General features: G+C 71.8%; 11 protein-coding genes. 7 read left to right on the top strand and 4 right to left on the bottom strand.

Features of this window, described 5'->3' with window-relative positions:
- The first annotated feature begins 52 nt into the window (after positions 1–52).
- Complete coding sequence (locus OG841_RS43050) at positions 53–2,998, top strand: helix-turn-helix transcriptional regulator (protein ID WP_328636397.1); 2,946 nt, start codon at positions 53–55, stop codon at positions 2,996–2,998.
- A gap of 7 nt (positions 2,999–3,005) precedes the next feature.
- Here the strand turns inward: OG841_RS43050 and OG841_RS43045 are convergent, their stop codons facing one another.
- From OG841_RS43045 to OG841_RS43030, 4 genes are read right to left on the bottom strand one after another with little or no spacing between them, the layout of a single operon-like run.
- Complete coding sequence (locus OG841_RS43045; protein WP_365117102.1) at positions 3,006–4,211, bottom strand: SGNH/GDSL hydrolase family protein; 1,206 nt, start codon at positions 4,209–4,211, stop codon at positions 3,006–3,008.
- Positions 4,208–6,550, bottom strand: a complete 2,343-nt coding sequence (locus tag OG841_RS43040) for a glycosyl hydrolase family 95 catalytic domain-containing protein (protein ID WP_371569806.1) — start codon at positions 6,548–6,550, stop codon at positions 4,208–4,210. Before OG841_RS43040 ends, OG841_RS43045 begins: the two co-directional genes overlap by 4 nt.
- Positions 6,551–6,570: 20 nt before the next feature.
- The gene (locus OG841_RS43035) at positions 6,571–8,349 is read right to left on the bottom strand and encodes an alpha-galactosidase D (RefSeq protein WP_365117097.1); all 1,779 of its coding nucleotides are present in this window, start codon (positions 8,347–8,349) and stop codon (positions 6,571–6,573) included.
- Positions 8,350–8,378: 29 nt separating this feature from the next.
- Complete coding sequence (locus tag OG841_RS43030; RefSeq protein WP_371569804.1) at positions 8,379–9,557, bottom strand: ROK family transcriptional regulator; 1,179 nt, start codon at positions 9,555–9,557, stop codon at positions 8,379–8,381.
- Positions 9,558–9,733: 176 nt separating this feature from the next.
- Between OG841_RS43030 and OG841_RS43025 the strand changes: the two genes are divergently transcribed.
- The 6 genes from OG841_RS43025 (at position 9,734) to OG841_RS43000 (ending at position 16,375) form a co-directional block, all read left to right on the top strand.
- Positions 9,734–10,930: a serine hydrolase domain-containing protein gene (locus OG841_RS43025; RefSeq protein WP_328636401.1), complete on the top strand. Its 1,197-nt coding sequence runs from the start codon at positions 9,734–9,736 to the stop codon at positions 10,928–10,930.
- Between the two features lie 66 nt (positions 10,931–10,996).
- Complete coding sequence (locus OG841_RS43020) at positions 10,997–12,415, top strand: CAP domain-containing protein (protein WP_371569802.1); 1,419 nt, start codon at positions 10,997–10,999, stop codon at positions 12,413–12,415.
- 69 nt (positions 12,416–12,484) lie between these two features.
- A complete protein-coding gene (locus OG841_RS43015; protein ID WP_326671739.1) occupies positions 12,485–13,162 on the top strand; it encodes an AIM24 family protein in 678 nt (225 codons plus the stop codon).
- 171 nt (positions 13,163–13,333) lie between these two features.
- Positions 13,334–14,374: a tetratricopeptide repeat protein gene (locus OG841_RS43010; RefSeq protein WP_365117088.1), complete on the top strand. Its 1,041-nt coding sequence runs from the start codon at positions 13,334–13,336 to the stop codon at positions 14,372–14,374.
- Entirely contained in the window at positions 14,371–15,345 is a 975-nt protein-coding gene (locus OG841_RS43005) for a polyprenyl synthetase family protein (RefSeq protein ID WP_328636405.1), read from the top strand. The genes OG841_RS43010 and OG841_RS43005 overlap by 4 nt, the downstream gene beginning before the upstream one ends.
- A 70-nt stretch (positions 15,346–15,415) precedes the next feature.
- Positions 15,416–16,375: a threonine/serine dehydratase gene (locus OG841_RS43000; protein ID WP_328636406.1), complete on the top strand. Its 960-nt coding sequence runs from the start codon at positions 15,416–15,418 to the stop codon at positions 16,373–16,375.
- Positions 16,376–16,394 lie beyond the last annotated feature (19 nt).

Genomic DNA, 16,394 nt, shown 5'->3' with positions numbered 1-16,394 from the left:
GGCGCTCCGTCCGGTGGCGGGTGCTGTCAGTACAAAGTGCCAGGATGTACTCGTGTCGCAGATCTCCATCAGTACGCCTCTCATAGGGCGAGAAGACGAGCTGACCCGGCTCTCCGGTGTGCTGGAGCGTGCCCGCAGCGGGGAGGCCCGGGCTGTTCTCGTCGCCGGGGACGCCGGGGTCGGCAAGACACGACTGCTGGACGAGGTCACGGGGCGGGCAGCGTCGGCCGGGATGACCGTGCTCACCGGGCACTGCGTCGATCTCGGCGATGTCGGCCTGCCGTATCTGCCGTTCACCGAGGTCCTGGGAGCACTCGCCCAGGACGAACGGTTCGCCGATGCCCTCGCCGCCTATCCGGCCGTGGGGCGACTGCTGGGCGGCGGTGCTGTCGGCGACTCCGGTGGGCGGCTTCGGTTGTTCGAGGGGATCGCCGGACTGCTCGCCGACCTCTCGGACATCGCTCCCCTGCTGCTCGTCCTGGAGGATCTGCACTGGGCCGATCAGTCGTCCCGCGATCTGCTGCGGTTCCTGCTCAGCCGGGGGATCCTCCAGCGGTCGGCGGGTGGGTCCCCCACGCACCGGCTGGCCGTGCTCGCTTCGTACCGGGCGGATGATCTGCACCGGCGGCATCCCCTGCGTCCGCTGCTCGCCGAGCTGGTGCGGCTGCCCGGGGTCGAGCGGCTGGAGTTGCGGCCGATGGCCGACGGCGAGGTGGCCCGGCTGGTGCGGTCGCTGCGGGAGGCGCCGCTGCCCGACCACACCGTGCGGCGGATCGTCGAGCGGGCCGAGGGCAACGCGTTCTATGCCGAGGAGTTGCTCGCCGCCACGGGGAGCGGGGACGGCGGGGTGCCCAGTGGGCTCGCCGATGTGCTGCTGATCCGGTTCGAGCAGCTCTCCGACACCGCTCAGCAGATGCTGCGCACCGCCGCCGTCGCCGGGCGCCGCGTCGAGCACGACCTGCTGCGGGATGCCGTACGACTGCCCGAGGAAGAGCTGGAGACAGCGCTGCGGGAGGCCATCGGGCGACAGCTGCTGGTGCCCGGTGAAGGGGACACGTACGCGTTCCGGCATGCCCTCGCCCGTGAGGCCGTGTACGCCGATCTGCTGCCGGGCGAGCGGGCACGACTGCACGGGGCGTTCGCCCGGCTGCTCGACGGGCGCGGGCAGCGGGCCGAGAGCGCTGCGGAGCGGGCCCACCACTACCGCGAGAGCCACGACCTGGCCGAGGCACTCGCCGCCTCGCTGGAGGCCGCGGACCACGCCCAGCGGGTGGGGGCACCCGCCGAGGAGCTACGGCATCTGGAGGCGGGCCTCGACCTGTGGTCGGCGGTGGAGCCGGCGGCGCGGCCCTCGGGTGAGGGCGTCGACCGGGTACGGCTCATGCTGCGGGCCTCGGCGGCGGCCGCCCACACCGGCGAACTGCACCGGGCGGTCTCGCTCACGCGCGCCGCGCTCGCCGGTGTCGGGCAGGAGGCGGACTCCGAACTCGCCGCCCGGGTGCGCTACACGCTCGCCGGGAACCTGATGAGCGTCGACAACCTCACCGCGGCCTTCGCGTACAGCAGCGAGGCGCTCGCCATGATCCCCGCCGATCCACCGTCCCGTACCTGGGTGTGGGCCGCGGCCACCCATGTGATGGCGGCCCGGCACGTCGGCGAGAACGAGGTCGCGCTGCGGGTCGCCCGGCAGGCCCTCGGCACCGCCGAGCAGTTGGACGTACCGGACGCCCAGGCGGATCTGCTGATCTCCCTGGCCGTCCTCGAAGGCGGCGGCCGCCGCACGGAGGCGGGGCGGGAGCGGTTGCGGGAGGCCCGGGAGCTGGCCCGGCGGGCGGGCAGCACCCCCGTGGAGATGCGCGCGCTGTTCAATCTCGCCGTCGGCTGCTTCGAGTCCGGGCACCTCGACGAGTGTCTGCCCTGGCTCACCGAAGGGCTGGACCGTGCCCGTCGCGCCGGGCTGCTGTCGTCGCCGTATCCGATGGAGATGCGCTACCTCCAGCTGCTGGTGCTGTACACGCTGGGCCGCTGGGACGACTGTGTCCGGGCGGCGCACGCCGATGCCGACGTGCTGCCCGCGGCCGGCGGGTACACGATGGCGCCCGCGCTGTACGTCGGCCTCGCGCGCGGCGACCTCAGGGCCACCGACCGAGCGCGGGCCCTGCTGGAGGGGCCCTTCGACTGGATGGCCACGCTCGTCGCGGGTATCGCGCTGACCGACGCGGCGGCGTTGCGGGGCGATGCGGAGGACGCCGTACAGCGGATGCGGTCCACCGTCGCGGCGCTGACCGACGACACGGGCGCGCTTCCCCACGTCACCGTCCGGCTGGCCACCCTCGCGTTGTCCGCGGTCGCCGACCGGGCCGACGATCTGCGCCGCAAGGGAGACCAGGACGGGGCGCGCCGCTGGGCGGAGACCGCGACCGAGCTGGTCGAGCTGGCAAGGACCGCCGCCGTGCACGGCGAGGGCGGGATGGCGCAGGGACCGGAAGGGCAGGCCTGGCTGGCCCGGGCCGAGGCGGAGTGGACACGGGCCGCGTCGGGGCCGGACGCTGACGCCTGGGCCAGGGCGGTCGCCGCGTTCGACTTCGGTGACGTGTACGAACCGGCGCGCTGCCGGCTGCGCTACGCCGAGGCCCTGCTCGCGGCCGACCGGCGTGAGGAGGCCGCGGCCGAGGCGCGTGCCGCTCGTGAGGTGTTCGCCCGGCTCGGCGCCACGGTGCTGCTGGAGCAGCTGGACGAGCTGATCCGGCGCGGCCGGCTCGTCGAGGCCCCGTCCACCGCGTCGCTGCTCACGGCCCGCGAGCAGGACGTGCTGCGGCTGCTCGCCCGGGGGCGCAGCAACCGCCAGATCGGCGAGGAGCTGTACATCACCGGCAAGACGGCGAGTGTGCATGTCTCCAACATCCTGGCCAAGTTGGGCGCGGCGAGCCGCACCGAGGCCGTGGCCGTCGCCTACCGCAAGGGGTTGATCTCCCCGGAGACGACGGCCCGCGGCTGACGCTCCCTCAGCGGTGTGCGCAGTCCAGGCTGTTCAGGTCGACGGAGTCCGCCATCGCCTGCATGCCCTTGTCGTTGGGGTGGATGTGGTCACCGCCGTCGAAGACGGGGAGTATCCGTTCGTGGTCGTAGGGGCTGCGCAGGACGCGGTCGAAGTCGGTGACCGCGTCGAACTCGTCGCCGTGGCTCCTGATGAAGTCGTTGACCTCCTGCCGTACGGCCTCGGCGGCCGGGTCCCATTCCGGCCAGCCCTTGAAGGGGGCGATGGTGGAGACGACCACGCACTTGCCGGCGTCGTGGGCCCGGTCGACGATCTCGCGGTAGCCGGCGATCAGATCCGGTGCGGTGACACCGGTGTGGGCCTTGAGGTCGTTGACCCCCTCGAAGAGGAACACGGTGTGCACGCCCGGCTGGGAGAGGACGTCCCGGTCCAGCCGGTTCAGGGCGCTCGGCCCGGCGCCGTCGGCCAGCACCTTGTTGCCGGAGATCCCCTCGTTGGCCACGCCCCTGACCGTGGTGTGGGCCTTCTGGAGGCGGCGGGCGAGGTAGTCGGGCCAACGGCGGTTGTGGTCGCCGGTGGAGTGCCAGCCGTCGGTGATGGAGTCGCCGAGTGCGACCACGGCACCGGTGGCCGCGGGCGTGCGCACCGAGACCGCGTCGAGGTAGAACCACGACCCGATTCCTTCGGTCCAGTGGGCGCCGCTCTCCTCGGCGGTGTGGTCGCCCTGGGTGGCGTACGACGTCTGCAGGGCCATCCAGTGGCCGGTGACCGGGCCCGCCGCGTCCGGGGTGTGGAGGCTGACGACCAGGTTCGACCCGGCGGCCAGCCTGCCGGACAAGGGGTCGCTGTACACCGTGGCGCCGGGTTCCACGGTGACGGAGGAGGACCCGTCGAAGGTGAGCGGCCGGTTGGTGCCGCGCACCAGCTCGGCGTCCTTCAGCTGGAGACCGGCGTAGACGCTGTCGAAGGTGACCGGCTGGTGGCCGAACGCGTTGGAGAGCCGGATGCGCGGGTCGGTGCCGCCGACGCTGGTGTGCACGACCATGCGGTAGCCGCGGTCGGCCGCCGAGTCTCCGATGGGGTAGGCGCTCGTGCCCCAGGTGATCACTCCGTCCGGCGGGCTGACGGCGGCCGGTGCGGGCGTGGCCTGGAGTGCGGCGGCCGCGACCGTGACCGCGAGGAGCCGGGCCCCTCGGGCCGTCCGGCGCCTCATCGGTCGAAGCCCTTCAGGGTGACCGTGGCGCCCGGCTTCAGTGTCACCGTGCGGGCGCTTCCCGCGTACGCGACCGTCGTGGTGCGGCCTCCGGCGCTGCGGATCCGTGCTTCGGTCGGTTTCCCATCCCGCCAGCGTAGATCCACGACGAAGCCGCCGCGTGCTCTTGCTCCCGTGAGGGAGCCGGAGGCGGCCCAGGCGTCGGGCAGGGCGGGCAGGAGTTCCAGGTGGCCGGGGCGGGAGTAGAGCAGCATCTCGATCATCGCTGCAGGGGTACCCAGATTCGCGTCGATCTGAAAGATTCCGCGGCCCTGTTCCACCTGGTAGATGTCGAAGAGGTTGAAGGCGGTGCCGTTGCTGCCTCCGCCGGAGGGCCGGAGGTTGTTGACCACCAGCTGGTAGGCCTTGTCGGCGTTCTTGAGGCGGGCCCAGCACAGAGCGCGCCAGGCGTTGGCCCAGCCGAAGCTCTCCATGCCGCGTGCGGTGAGCAGGGCGGTGGCACCCTCGACGAGGTCGGCCGGGGTGGAGCCGTCGGGGCGGATGCGGTCGCCGGGGAAGAGACCGACGAGCGGCGACAGGTGGCGGTGGGTGGTCTCGCCGAGGTTGTCGGGGGACATCCACTCCTCCAGCCAGCCCGTGGTGGGGCTGACCTGGGGGAGGTGGAGGCGCTTGCGGAGGCCGGCGATCGTGGCGGCGAACTCCGCGTCCTTCCTCAACTCGGCCGCGGCCGTGCAGTAGTTGCCGAACAGCGCCCACACGAGTTCCTGGGCGTAGGTGATGCCCTTGGCGTCGAGCGGGCCGTGCTCGGGCGACCAGTCGCTGTCGGCGATCAGGACCTCCCGTGAGGTGCCCGGGAGAGTCGTGGTCAGCAGCCGCGCCTCCCAGAACTCGCAGGCGCCTCTCAGGAGGGGGTAGATCTTCTCCAGATGGGCGCGGGAGGCGGTGAACTCGTAGTGCTCCCAAAGGGAGTTGCACAGCCAGGCGTTGCCCGCCGGATGCCACCACCAGCCGCCTCCGCCGAAGGGGTTGGTGGAGATGGCGACCGTCCAGCCGGCGTTCTTCCCCGTGGAGTTGCGGTAGCGGTTGCGGGGGTCGTTGAACAGCCTGCGGGTGAGATCGGTCCAGGACGGGAGCTGGGCGAGGCAGTAGTCGGTGAACGTGTCGAAGCACGGGGACAGGCCGGTCCGGTCGGCCGCCCAGTAGTTCATCTGGATGTTGATGTCGGTGTGGTAGTCGCCCATCCAGTCCGGGTCGTTGCCGTCGAGCCAGAGTCCCTGGAGGCCCAGCGGGAGGCTGCCGCGTGATCCCGCGATCATCAGGTAGCGGCCGAACTGCAGGTACTGGGCCTCCAGTTCGGGGTCGGGCACTCCGTCCCTGGCGCGTGCGCGCAGGCGCTCCCAGGTGTCGAGGGAACGCTGCTCGGCGGAGGAGGTGCCGAGCGAGACGTCCAACTGCCCGAACAGGGCGTGATGGTCGGCGGTGTGGGTGTGCAGCAGGGTGTTCGCCGAGTGCCGGGCGGCGGCGCGGACCTTGGCACGTGCGAGCTTGTGCGGGTCGAGGGACGGGTCACGGAAGTGCGCGGCGGCGTCGGGCGCGTAGTCGGTGCCCCCGCTCAGGACGACGGTGAGCTCCCTGCACCCGGTGAAGCCGATGCGCGGGCCCTCGACGGTGACGCTGCCGCCGGAGCCGTACGCCGCGATCGCGGCCCCGTATCTCAGGCCGTTCGGGAGGGTGGCGCCGAAGGAGACCGCGGGCTCCTCGCCATGGGTTCCCTCCAGCGTGATCGTGCCGGTGTAGCGGCCTCCTCCGCTCTGGCCGAAGTGCAGGACGATGACGTCGTCGGGATGACTGGCGAAGATCTGGCGCCGGTAGGTCACGCCGGAGCGGACGTACGACGTCTCGTTCACGCCCTGGGCGAGGTCGAGGGTGCGGCGGTAGCCGGAGACGGCGGACAGGTCGTGGTCGGGGATGTCGACGGTGAGCCGGGCCAGCAGGGTGAAGGAGCCGAAGTCCTGGCGGCCGTAGGGGAATTGGCCGTCGGCGTCGAGGATGTCGTTGAGGCCGCCGGTCCACAGGGTGGCGTCGGTGACGAGAAGGAGTTCGCGGCCGGGGTCGTTGCTCGCGAGGGCGCCGAGGCGGCCGTTGCCGACGGGCAGGCCCTGTTCGATCATCGAGTGTTCGTCGGCGGGAGCCTGCCACCGGAGTCGGTGGCGCGGGTCGGCGTCGAGGGCGGGTGCGTCGGCGGGTCGTTGAGGTGCCGCGGTCGCGGTGAAGGTGGGCAGCGCGGCGAGTGCGGCGGTCAGCGCGAGGACACCGCGTCTGGACGGGTCGGGGGTCATGGCGGCTCCTGGAGGCTCGATCAGGACTTCGGTACGTCGATCCGGTCGACGTCCGGTGCGTAGCCGGTGCCGCTGTCGAAGGTGATCGTGTTGGCGCCGGCCTTGAGCGTCACGGGCACGTACACGCTCGACACGGTCCCCCAGTCGCCGGTGGCGGGGAGCTTGTGGCGGGTGGCGCCGCCGCCGTTCGCCGAGACGTCCACCGAGCGGGCGTCACCGCTGATGTAGGAGACCTTGATCTGGTAGGTGCCGGCCTTGGCGACGACGACGTCGCGGAAGGTCAGGGTCCCGCCGAGGTACAAGTTGCCGACCTTCTTTCCGTCGGAGCAGGCGGAGCAGTCGGCGACGGAGGCGTTGCCGCCGAGAGTGTTCGCGGAGGACTCGGCCTCGTATCCCGTGAAGGCGAGTCCGGTGCCGTGCGGGGTGACCGTGAACAGACGCGAGCCGTGGGCGGGCAGGGCCTGGGCCACCTTGTTCTTGTAGGTGCCGAGGTTCTCGTGGTTCCACAGGTCGCGGACGGACGCCTTGCCGGTGAAGCCGAGGGTGGTCCAGTCGGCGGTGACGGCGGCGGGGGCGTCGGCGAGGTTGAACAGGGCGACGGTGTAGGTGCCGTCGGGGTTCTTGGCGGCCCAGACCTGCTGCGGGTCGGACGGGGTGACCGGGTGCGCGGGCGGGTTGGGACCCTGGTTGAGGCCGATGACCTCGCGGTTGGTCAGCAGGGACAGGCCGTAGGAGTCCAGGCGGGTGAGGTCGTCGCCGGTGTAGAGGGGGGACTTGGCGATGGCCCACAAGGTGGCGTAGCTCTGCCGTTCCGCCTTGGTCAGGCCGTCCATCTGCCCGTTGCCGACATCGAGGGAGTCAAGGTCGTTCCAGCCGCCGGGTCCGGCGTGCCGGGTCCAGGCGGGGGTGTCGTCCCAGCGGTCGTCGACCGAGTTCTCCCAGCTGACGAGGGTGTTGCAGTAGCACTCGACGTCGGTGTCGATGCGCCAGCCCTGCGAGTACTTCTTCCAGTCGGTGGCGTGGCCGATGTCGAGAGACCAGGAGAGTTCGAGGTGGACGGTGCGGCCGGTGCCTGCTATCGCCCTGTTCCAGGCGGCCACGTCGGCAACGTTGTCGTACTGGTCGCCGCTCTTCCCGGAGCCGGGGCCGACCCCGTCGAGCTTGAGGAAGTCGTAGCCCCAGCCGGCGATCAACTGGGCCTGGGAGTCGATGTACTTGCCGGCGCACGGCTTGGCGAAGTCGAGCTTGTACGCGCTGTCCCAGCCGTTGGTGGTACGCAGGTCGTCGTACACGATGTCGGCGGTGGTGCAGCCGTCGGCGTTCCGGATCGGTGTCCTCCCGTCGCCGTACGCCCCCTTCTCCAGGCCGGCCGGGAGATAGATGCCGGCCTTGAGGCCCTTGGCGTGGATCCGGTCGGCGACGGCCTTCATGCCGTGGGGGAAGCGGACCGGGTCGGGCTTCTGGCGGCCGTACTGGTCGAACCCGGACTTCCAGGCCTTGTCCATCCACCAGCCGGCGTCGATGTTGACGTACTCGTAGCCGTACTTCTTCAGCTTGGCGGCCATGGCGTCGGTCTGCTTCAGGACGTTGGCCTCGGTGAGGTAGCTGTAGTCGCCGTCCGGGTTGAGGCCGGGGTACTTGGACGACTGCATGCTCCAACTGGACCAGCCCATGTAGGGCTTGGCGGCGAGGGACGCCGCGGGGGTGTCGGCGGCGTGGGCCGTGGGGACGGCGACCGCCGTGAGGGCGAGCACCAGCAGCGCTCTGGCGGGCAGGGCGAAGTACGAGGATGACCGCATGGGTCGTACCTCCAATGGGGTGCGGGTTCTTATCGGCTCGGGTCCGGGGTGATGAAGGACTGGATGGCGGTGGCGGCGGCTCCGCGGGCCCACTCGTCGAAGGGCAGCGGGTGGGTGCGGACGTCGCACTGGGCGGCGGAGCCGAAGGCGGCCGCGACGAAGGCGTCGCGGATCTGCTCGGCGAACAGGTCGTAGGCGGCGAGTCCCTCGCCGGAGATGATCACGCGTTCGGGGCCGAGGAGGTTGGCGACGGTGGCGATGCCCCGGCCGATCGCCTCGCCCGCGCGCGCGTACACGTCCCGAGCTGCGGAGACACCTTCGCGGGCCAGGTGCAAGGCTGCGGCGGCGTCGGGGAGTTCGGCACCGGCGGCCTCGCGGACCTGGCGGACGATCGCGGCTTCCCCGGCGATCGCCTCGACGCAGCCGCGGTTGCCGCAGTGGCAGAGCGGGCCGGCCGGGTCGACGGTCACATGGCCGATCTCCCCGGCCACTCCGTGCGCCCCGGCGACCACACGGCCGTGCACCACCAGGCCGCAGCCGATGCCGGCACCCACGGTGACCAAGGCGAAGTCGGACAGGCCCACTCCGGCGCCGAACCACTGCTCGGCGACCGTCAGGGCGCGTACGTCGTTGTCGACGGTGACCGGCAACCCCGTGGTCATGGCGGCGAGTTCGGCGAGCGGGACGTCGCGCCACTCCAGGAAGGGCGAGTAGCGGACGGTGCCCTCGCCGCGGTCGACGTCACCGGAGACCGCGATGCCGAGACCCAGGACCGGGGCCGTGGAGCCGTCCGCCTCGGCGAGGAGGCGCTGGACGAGGTCCGTGATGCTCGCGAGCACCGTCCTGGGCTCGCGGTCGGGCAGCGGCAGATGCCGGGCGACGCGGATACGGCAGCACAGGTCGGTGAGGACCCCGATGATCTCGTCGCCGGTGACCTTGACGCCGATGAACAGCGCCCGCCCGCCGTCGACCCGTACGAGGTTCGCGGGCCGCCCCAGCGCCGGACGGGCCTCCTCGTCCGCGCCCTCCACCAGGTATCCGGCCTCGATGAGCGGCCGGACCGCCTTGGTGACGGCGGCCGGCGACAGACCGACCCGCCGGGCCACCTCCAGGCGGGGCAGGGGGCCCTGGGACAGCACGGTGGTGAACACCTGCGAGGCGGCGGGTGTATGGGCGGGAAACGTCTCGGCGCGAGGGGTGGAGCGCATGGCCGGGAACTTAGAGGGCTTCTTTTCCTTCGTCAATAAAAGAAGCAGGATTGGCTGTGCGTTCCTGAAGAGACTCCTGTGTCGACCGGAGCGGTCAATCATCACTTTTTGCGTCTTTGATGGCGATAATCTCCGCATTCGTATGGAAACTGACGGAACGACAGGAGATCAGCCGGATGGCATCAGCACGAGTGATGGTCGGGACGGTGGCCGGAGCGGTCCTGCTGCCCCTGCTCGCGGTCCCCGCCCACGCCGGGTCGCCCGCCGCACCCGCGGTGGATCTCACAGGTCTGCTCGGCGTGTTGCATTCCGCGACGGCACAGGGCGCGCCGGGGTCCATGGCCCGGATCGACGACGGGAACACGGTGTACCGGGCCGCGGTCGGCGTCGCGGACCGCAAGAGCGAGCAGACGATGAGCGACACCGACCGGTTCCGTATCGGCAGCGTCACCAAGACCTTCACCGCCGTCGTCCTGCTCCAACTGGTCGACGAGAAGAAGCTGGAACTCGACGCGCCGGTCAACCGCTATCTGCCCGGGCTGCTGCCGGACGACCGGATCACGGTGCGGCACGTCCTGAGTCACCGCAGCGGACTCTACGACTACACGAATGACATGTTCGCCAAGACGGTCTCCGGGTTCGAGGCGGTCCGCAAGAAGGTCTTCACCCCCGAGGAGCTGGTGAAGCGCTCGCTGCGCAAACCGCGCACGAACGCGGCCGGCGCGGTGTACTCGTACTCCAACACCAACTTCGTCGTCGCCGGGATGCTGATCGAGAAGCTGACCGGGAACCCGGTGCGGACCGAGTACGAGAAGCGGATCATCGAACCTCTGCAGCTGCGCGACACGTTCTATGTGCACCCCGGGATGAAGATCCCCGGCCGCCATGCCCGCGGCTATCTCACCCCGGACCAGGCCGGCGCCCCACTCGTCGACGCGACCGAGCAGACCGCGTCGTGGGCGCAGAGCGCGGGCGCGCTCATCTCCAGCACCCGGGACCTGAACACGTTCCTGTCCGCCCTGCTCGCGGGCCGGCTCACCTCGGCCGCGCAACTGGCGCAGATGGAGCGATGGGCGCCGGCGGGGAGCGGTCAGGCGTACGGCCTCGGGTTGCGCCGTCGCGATCTGTCGTGCGGGGTCTCGGTGTACGGCCACACGGGTGCCGTACAGGGCTTCTACACGTACGCGTTCGCCACGAAGGACGGCAAGCGCGCTCTCGCCGCGGTCGCCAACACCTCCAACAACGGCAGGGTCCTCAACACGATGCTGCGCACCCTCGACTCCGCGTTCTGCGGCAAGGCCACGAAGGCGCCGCGCGGCAAGGCTCCGGTGGAGCGGCACGAGGACATGGCCCCGGCGGTCACGCTGGACTGAGCACGCCGGGAACCCCTGCGCCCTGGTGTGCGTTTTCCCGGCGAGCGACGACACCAGGGCGGCAGGATGAGCGAGTTGGTCCCCGGGGGCAATCTGCCCCTCCCCGACGGGGCCGTCACCGTGCGGGTTCCCGGCCCCTTCGATGTGTCCGCCCTCGTCACGGACGACGACGGCAAGGTCGGGGGCGACGCCGACTTCGTGTTCTACAACCAGCCCTCGGCCCCCGGCGCCCGACTCTCCGGCGACACCCTGACCATCGATCCCCGTGGCCTGCGTGCGGGCGCCTCCAGGGTGACGGTGGTCATCAGCCCGGCCGACCCCGGCACCCCCCTGGGCCGGCTGCCCGCCCCGGTCCTTCAGGTCACCGGTGCGGGCGGCCGCCCGCTCGCCCGGTTCGCGCCGACGCGGCCACGGCAGGAGACCCTCCTGCTGCTCGCAGAGATCTACCGGCGCGGTGACAGCTGGAAGCTGCGGGCGCTGGGGCAGGGGTACGCGGACGGGCTCGCGGGGCTGGCGCGGGACTTCGGGGTGGATGTCATGGACGACACGCCGACGACCGCGGTGCCCTCCGGGCCCTTGACGGTGTCGGGGACACGTGGTGCCGCCGCTCCCGCCCTCCGGACGCCCTCGGGGACGTCCCCGGCCCACCCGCCGCCTCCGACCCGCCCCGCGCCCCTGCTCCGCTCCCCCGCACCCTCCGCCTCCCCTGATCTGGCCGCCTTCCTCACCCTGGTCAACTCGGCGCGCTCCACGGCCGGTTCACCCCCGGTCACGCTCGACCCCCGTCTCACCGACGCCGCCCGTGGCCACGCCTCCGCGATGGCCTCCGCGGACCGCCTCGGCGTGGAGGGCCCGGACGGCGTCTCGGTCTTCCAGCGGCTCACCGCCACCGGATACGCGTATCTCACCGTCGGCGAGCACCTCGTCTCCGGCCCCCGCGACCCGTCCGAGTTCGTGGAGTACTGCCTGCGCACCGAGCAGCCCCGGCGGACCCTGCACGATCCGGCCTTCCGCCACGTCGGTCTGGCACACGCGACCAACGGCCGCTCCGGCGACGTGTACTGGACGGCGCTGTGGACCAGGCCGCTCACGCCCGCCGACCTGACGCGGACCGCCGACGAGGTCGTCGGCCTCACCAACCGCGAGCGCGCCCGGGCCGGTCTGCCGCCGCTCGGCGTCGATCCCCTTCTGGCCCGTGCCGCGCAGGCGTACAGCACCGACATGGCGGTCCGCGCCTTCTACTCCCACACCTCCCCCGAGGGCACCCAGCCCTGGGACCGGGCCGCCGCCGCGGGCTCGACCCGTCGCTCCATCGGGGAGAACATCGCGTGCGGCCAGCGCTCGGCCGCCGAGGTCGTCGAGGGCTGGATGAACAGCCCCGGTCACCGCGCCAACATCCTCAAGCCCGGCTTCACCCACATCGGGATCGGCTTCGCGGGCGGCGGCCCGGCGGGCACGTACTGGACCCAGTTGTTCGGCGCCTGAGCGGGCCTAGCGGACGAGAGTTGGGCCGCGATCTTGGCGGAGGGGATCCCTCCGGGCCAGGATGCCCCCATGAAGGGTGACCTCTTTTCCAGTGAGCACATGGTGCAGCCGGCCACGGCGCCGGGTATGACGGTCGAGAACTCCAAGTGCATCAGGTACGCGGTGCACGGCGAGATGCTCGCCCGCCAGGGGGCGATGGTCGCCTACCGCGGCAATCTCCAGTTCGAGCGCAAGGGCCAGGGCGTCGGGGGCATGCTCAAGCGGGCCGTCACCGGCGAGGGCCTGCCGTTGATGACCGTGCGCGGGCAGGGCGAGGCCTGGTTCGCGCACGAGGCGCAGAACTGTTTCATCGTCGACGTGGAACAGGGTGACGAGTTCACGGTCAACGGTCGCAACGTCCTGTGCTTCGACGCCTCGTTGGCGTACCGGATATCGACCGTGAAGGGCGCGGGCATAGCCGGTGGCGGACTGTTCAACAGCGTCTTCACGGGTCACGGCAGGCTCGGGCTCGTCTGCGAGGGCAACCCGCTGGTGATCCCGGTCTCGCCGGAGTTCCCGGTGTACGTCGACACGGACGCCGTCGTCGGGTGGACGGCGGGCCTCGCGACCTCGCTGCACCGTTCGCAGTCCATCGGGTCGATGCTGCGCGGCGGTTCCGGGGAGGCGGTGCAGCTGGTGCTGCAGGGCTCGGGATACGTCGTGGTACGGCCGAGCGAGGTGACCCCGCAGAAGGCGCAGCAGCACTGAGGCCCCAGGGAGTGATCTGCGCCTCACAGGCAACCCGTCCGGCTCCGTCCACGTCTTGACCGGCAACGGATGATGCCCCGGCCCCCGGGTCGGGGCTCATTTTCGAGGCACTATGCACACCATGTATACACAGCAGGTATAGATGAGGTGTATACGGACGGAAAGGCATGCATGTACGGCAAGGCATTCGCCCCGGAGTACCAGGGCGCGCTCACCACCCTCTCCGTGAACTCCTCACTGGACGAGGTCCTGGCCGCCGGCACCGAGCAGTTGAGAGCGGCCGAGCGAGCCGGACGGCACGCGGAGGCGGCCCGCTCCGGACTCGCGGTCGCCGAGTCGCTGCGCAGGCTCGGCCGGGTCGCCGACGCCGACCGCGCCTGGAAGGCGAGTTACCGGGCCGCCCGCCGGGCCGGGGACACCGCGGGCATGGCCTGGGCACTGTGGAGCGGCGGCACGCTGGCCCGCCAGCGCGGCGGTTTCGCCCTGGCCCGGCGACTGTTGGGGCTGGCGGCCGAACTCGGCGAGCGCGGCGGGGATGTCGTGGTGCGCGGTTACTCGCTGGCGGGGCTGGCCGAGACTGGCCGTATCCAGGGCGACTACGAAGCAGTCGGCCGGCTGCACGAACAACTGCTGGCGGAAGCCAGACGGCGTGGCGAGGCACGGCACACGGTGTGGGCGCTGTCCGGCATCGCACAGATGCACCGCAACACCGGGTCCTACGACACCGCGTTCGCCATGTTCGAGGAAGCGGCCCGGATCGCCTCGGGCGCCGATGACCGGCGCGGTCACGCCTGGGCGCTGCGCGGACTCGCAGACCTCCTCTCCGTGCGCGACGGCGACACGGGGCGGGCCCTCGCCCTGCTGTCCGAGGCGGAGACGACCTGCCGGGAGATGAACCTGTCCAGCGCGCTGGCCTACAACCACAAGATGCGCGGCAACGTGCTCTACCGCGCGGGGCGTTACCCCGAGGCCCGCGACCTGTACGAGCAGGCGCTCGCCGAGTTCCGCGCCATGAGCGAACCGCGCGGGGAGGCCCTGGCCCGGCTGGGGCTCGCCAAGTCCCTGGCCCGCCTGGGCCGCGACCGCGCCGAGACCGCGGCCGAACTGGACGATCTGGCCCGTGTGCTGGAGCGGACCGGGCTGCGGCACGCGCGGGAGATGGTGGCGCGGGCCCAGGAGGAGTTCGGCGTGCGGACGGAGGCGGTACGGTGACCACGCTCGCCGCTCCCGAAGTCCTCACCCGCTGCCGCCGGTTGGTCCAGCCGGCGCTCCAGGAGGCCGTCGGCCGACTGCACCCCTGGATGAGCGAGATGGCCGCCTATTCCTTCGGCTGGTGCGAGGTCGGCGGCGCCCCCGCCGCGGCGTCCGGCGGAAAGGGGGTGCGCCAGGCGCTCGCCGTGCTGGGAGCCGAGGCGGCCGGCGCGCCCGGGCGGGCCGGGGTGCCCGCGGCGGTCGCGGTGGAACTGGTGCACGTCTTCTCGCTGCTCCACGACGACATCATGGACGGCGACCCGGCCCGGCGCGGCCGCCCCACGGTGTGGAAGGCCTACGGCACCGGCCCGGCCGTTCTCGCGGGTGACGCCCTGTTCGCGCTGGCCGTCGAGACCCTGGTCGACGCCGGCTCCGACGCCGTTCGGCGCCTGTCCGCCGCGCTGTCCGACCTGGTGCGGGGGCAGGCGGACGACCTCCTGTTCGCCACCCGCCCCTGGACGGGACCGGAGCGGGTGCGGCCGGAGGAGTACCGGGCCATGGCCGAGCACAAGACCGGCGCGCTGCTGGGCTGCGCGGCGGCGCTGGGCGCTCTGCTCGGCGGGGCGCCCCCGGCGGCGGTGGCCGCCCTGGACCGGGCCGGGCGGCATCTGGGGGTCGCGTTCCAGATCGTCGACGACGTCCTGGGGATCTGGGGCGATCCTCTGGTCACGGGCAAGCCCGTGCACGGCGATCTGCGGGAGCGCAAGAAGACGTTCCCGGTACTGGCCGCGCTCGACTCACCGACCTCTGCGGCGGCGCGTCTGGCGCGGCTCCTGGAGTCGGGCGGGCCCCCGCAGGAGATGGCGGACCTGGTCGAGGAGTGCGGCGGCCGGTCGGCCGCGCTCGCCGAGGCCCGCCGCCGCATGGCCCTGGCGGAGACGGCGTACGAGCTGCGGCCTTTGCTGGACTACCTGCTGCGGCGTGATCTCTGATGCCGAGTTGACCGGCGCCGACCGCCGGGACAGGGTTCGAGAAGAGCTCTCCCCGCCGGAAGGAACCGTCTTGATCGGGATCACGGACATCGAGCAGCAGGCCGGACTGATCGCCGGACACGTCCTACGCACGCCGACCCTGCCCAGCCCCGGCCTGTCCGCGCTGCTCGGTGCTCACGTCACCGTCAAACTCGAACTGCTCCAGCGCACCGGCTCGTTCAAGGCGCGGGGGGCGACGGCCAAGCTGCTGTCACTGAGTCAGGCGGAGCGGGCGGCCGGGGTCGTGGCGGTCAGCGGCGGCAACCACGGGATCGCCCTCGCCCACATGGCGGCGGCGCTCGACGTCAAGGCGACCGTGGTCATGCCGCGTTCGGCGCCCGCCCGGTCCGTGGAGATCGTGGCGGCGGCCGGGGCGTCGCTGCGCCTGACGGACGACATGGACGGTGCCTTCTCGCTGGTGAACCGGCTGCGGGACGAGGGACTGACACTGGTCCATCCCTTCGACGACCCCCTGGTGATCGCGGGGCAGGGAACCGTCGGACTGGAACTCGCCGACGACGCGGGCGACCTCACCGACGTCCTCGTCAGCGTCGGGGGCGGAGGCCTGATCGCCGGCGTCGCGGCGGCACTGCGGGCGCGTCGTCCCGGTGTCAGGGTCTGGGGTGTGGAGACCGAGGGGGCCGAGGCCATGTCCCAGGCACTCGCCTCGGGCGGGCCGGTACCCGTCGCGCTGTCCTCCGTCGTGTCCACGCTGAGCGCCCCGTCCGTCTCACAGCTGACGTACGACCATGTGGCGGCCCTGGTCACCGAGGTCCTCGTGGTCCCGGACCGGGAGGCCGTGCAGGGCTGTCTCGACCTCGCCGACCACGCCAAGGTGTGGGGCGAACCGGCGGCCGGATGTCTACTGCCCGCCGCCCGGAAGGTGCTGGAACGCGTCGGCGACGACTGCCGGTTGGGCCTCGTCGTGTGCGGCGGCAACGCGACCACCGCCGACGTCATGGACTGGGCCGGGCGGTTCGGGCTGCGGTAAGAGGAGTGCTCGACTGCGT

It is taken from the genome of Streptomyces canus (assembly GCF_041435015.1).
Lineage (GTDB): Bacteria > Actinomycetota > Actinomycetes > Streptomycetales > Streptomycetaceae > Streptomyces > Streptomyces canus_G.
This window is presented reverse-complemented; position numbering and strand designations above follow the sequence as displayed.

Coding starts and splice junctions, on each gene's coding strand:
- OG841_RS43020 (WP_371569802.1), top strand. CDS start 10,997: ATGAGCGAGTTGGTCCCCGGGGGCAATCTGCCCCTCCCCGACGGGGCC.
- OG841_RS43015 (WP_326671739.1), top strand. CDS start 12,485: ATGAAGGGTGACCTCTTTTCCAGTGAGCACATGGTGCAGCCGGCCACG.
- OG841_RS43025 (WP_328636401.1), top strand. CDS start 9,734: ATGGCATCAGCACGAGTGATGGTCGGGACGGTGGCCGGAGCGGTCCTG.
- OG841_RS43030 (WP_371569804.1), bottom strand. CDS start 9,557: ATGCGCTCCACCCCTCGCGCCGAGACGTTTCCCGCCCATACACCCGCC.
- OG841_RS43040 (WP_371569806.1), bottom strand. CDS start 6,550: ATGACCCCCGACCCGTCCAGACGCGGTGTCCTCGCGCTGACCGCCGCA.
- OG841_RS43010 (WP_365117088.1), top strand. CDS start 13,334: ATGTACGGCAAGGCATTCGCCCCGGAGTACCAGGGCGCGCTCACCACC.
- OG841_RS43045 (WP_365117102.1), bottom strand. CDS start 4,211: ATGAGGCGCCGGACGGCCCGAGGGGCCCGGCTCCTCGCGGTCACGGTC.
- OG841_RS43035 (WP_365117097.1), bottom strand. CDS start 8,349: ATGCGGTCATCCTCGTACTTCGCCCTGCCCGCCAGAGCGCTGCTGGTG.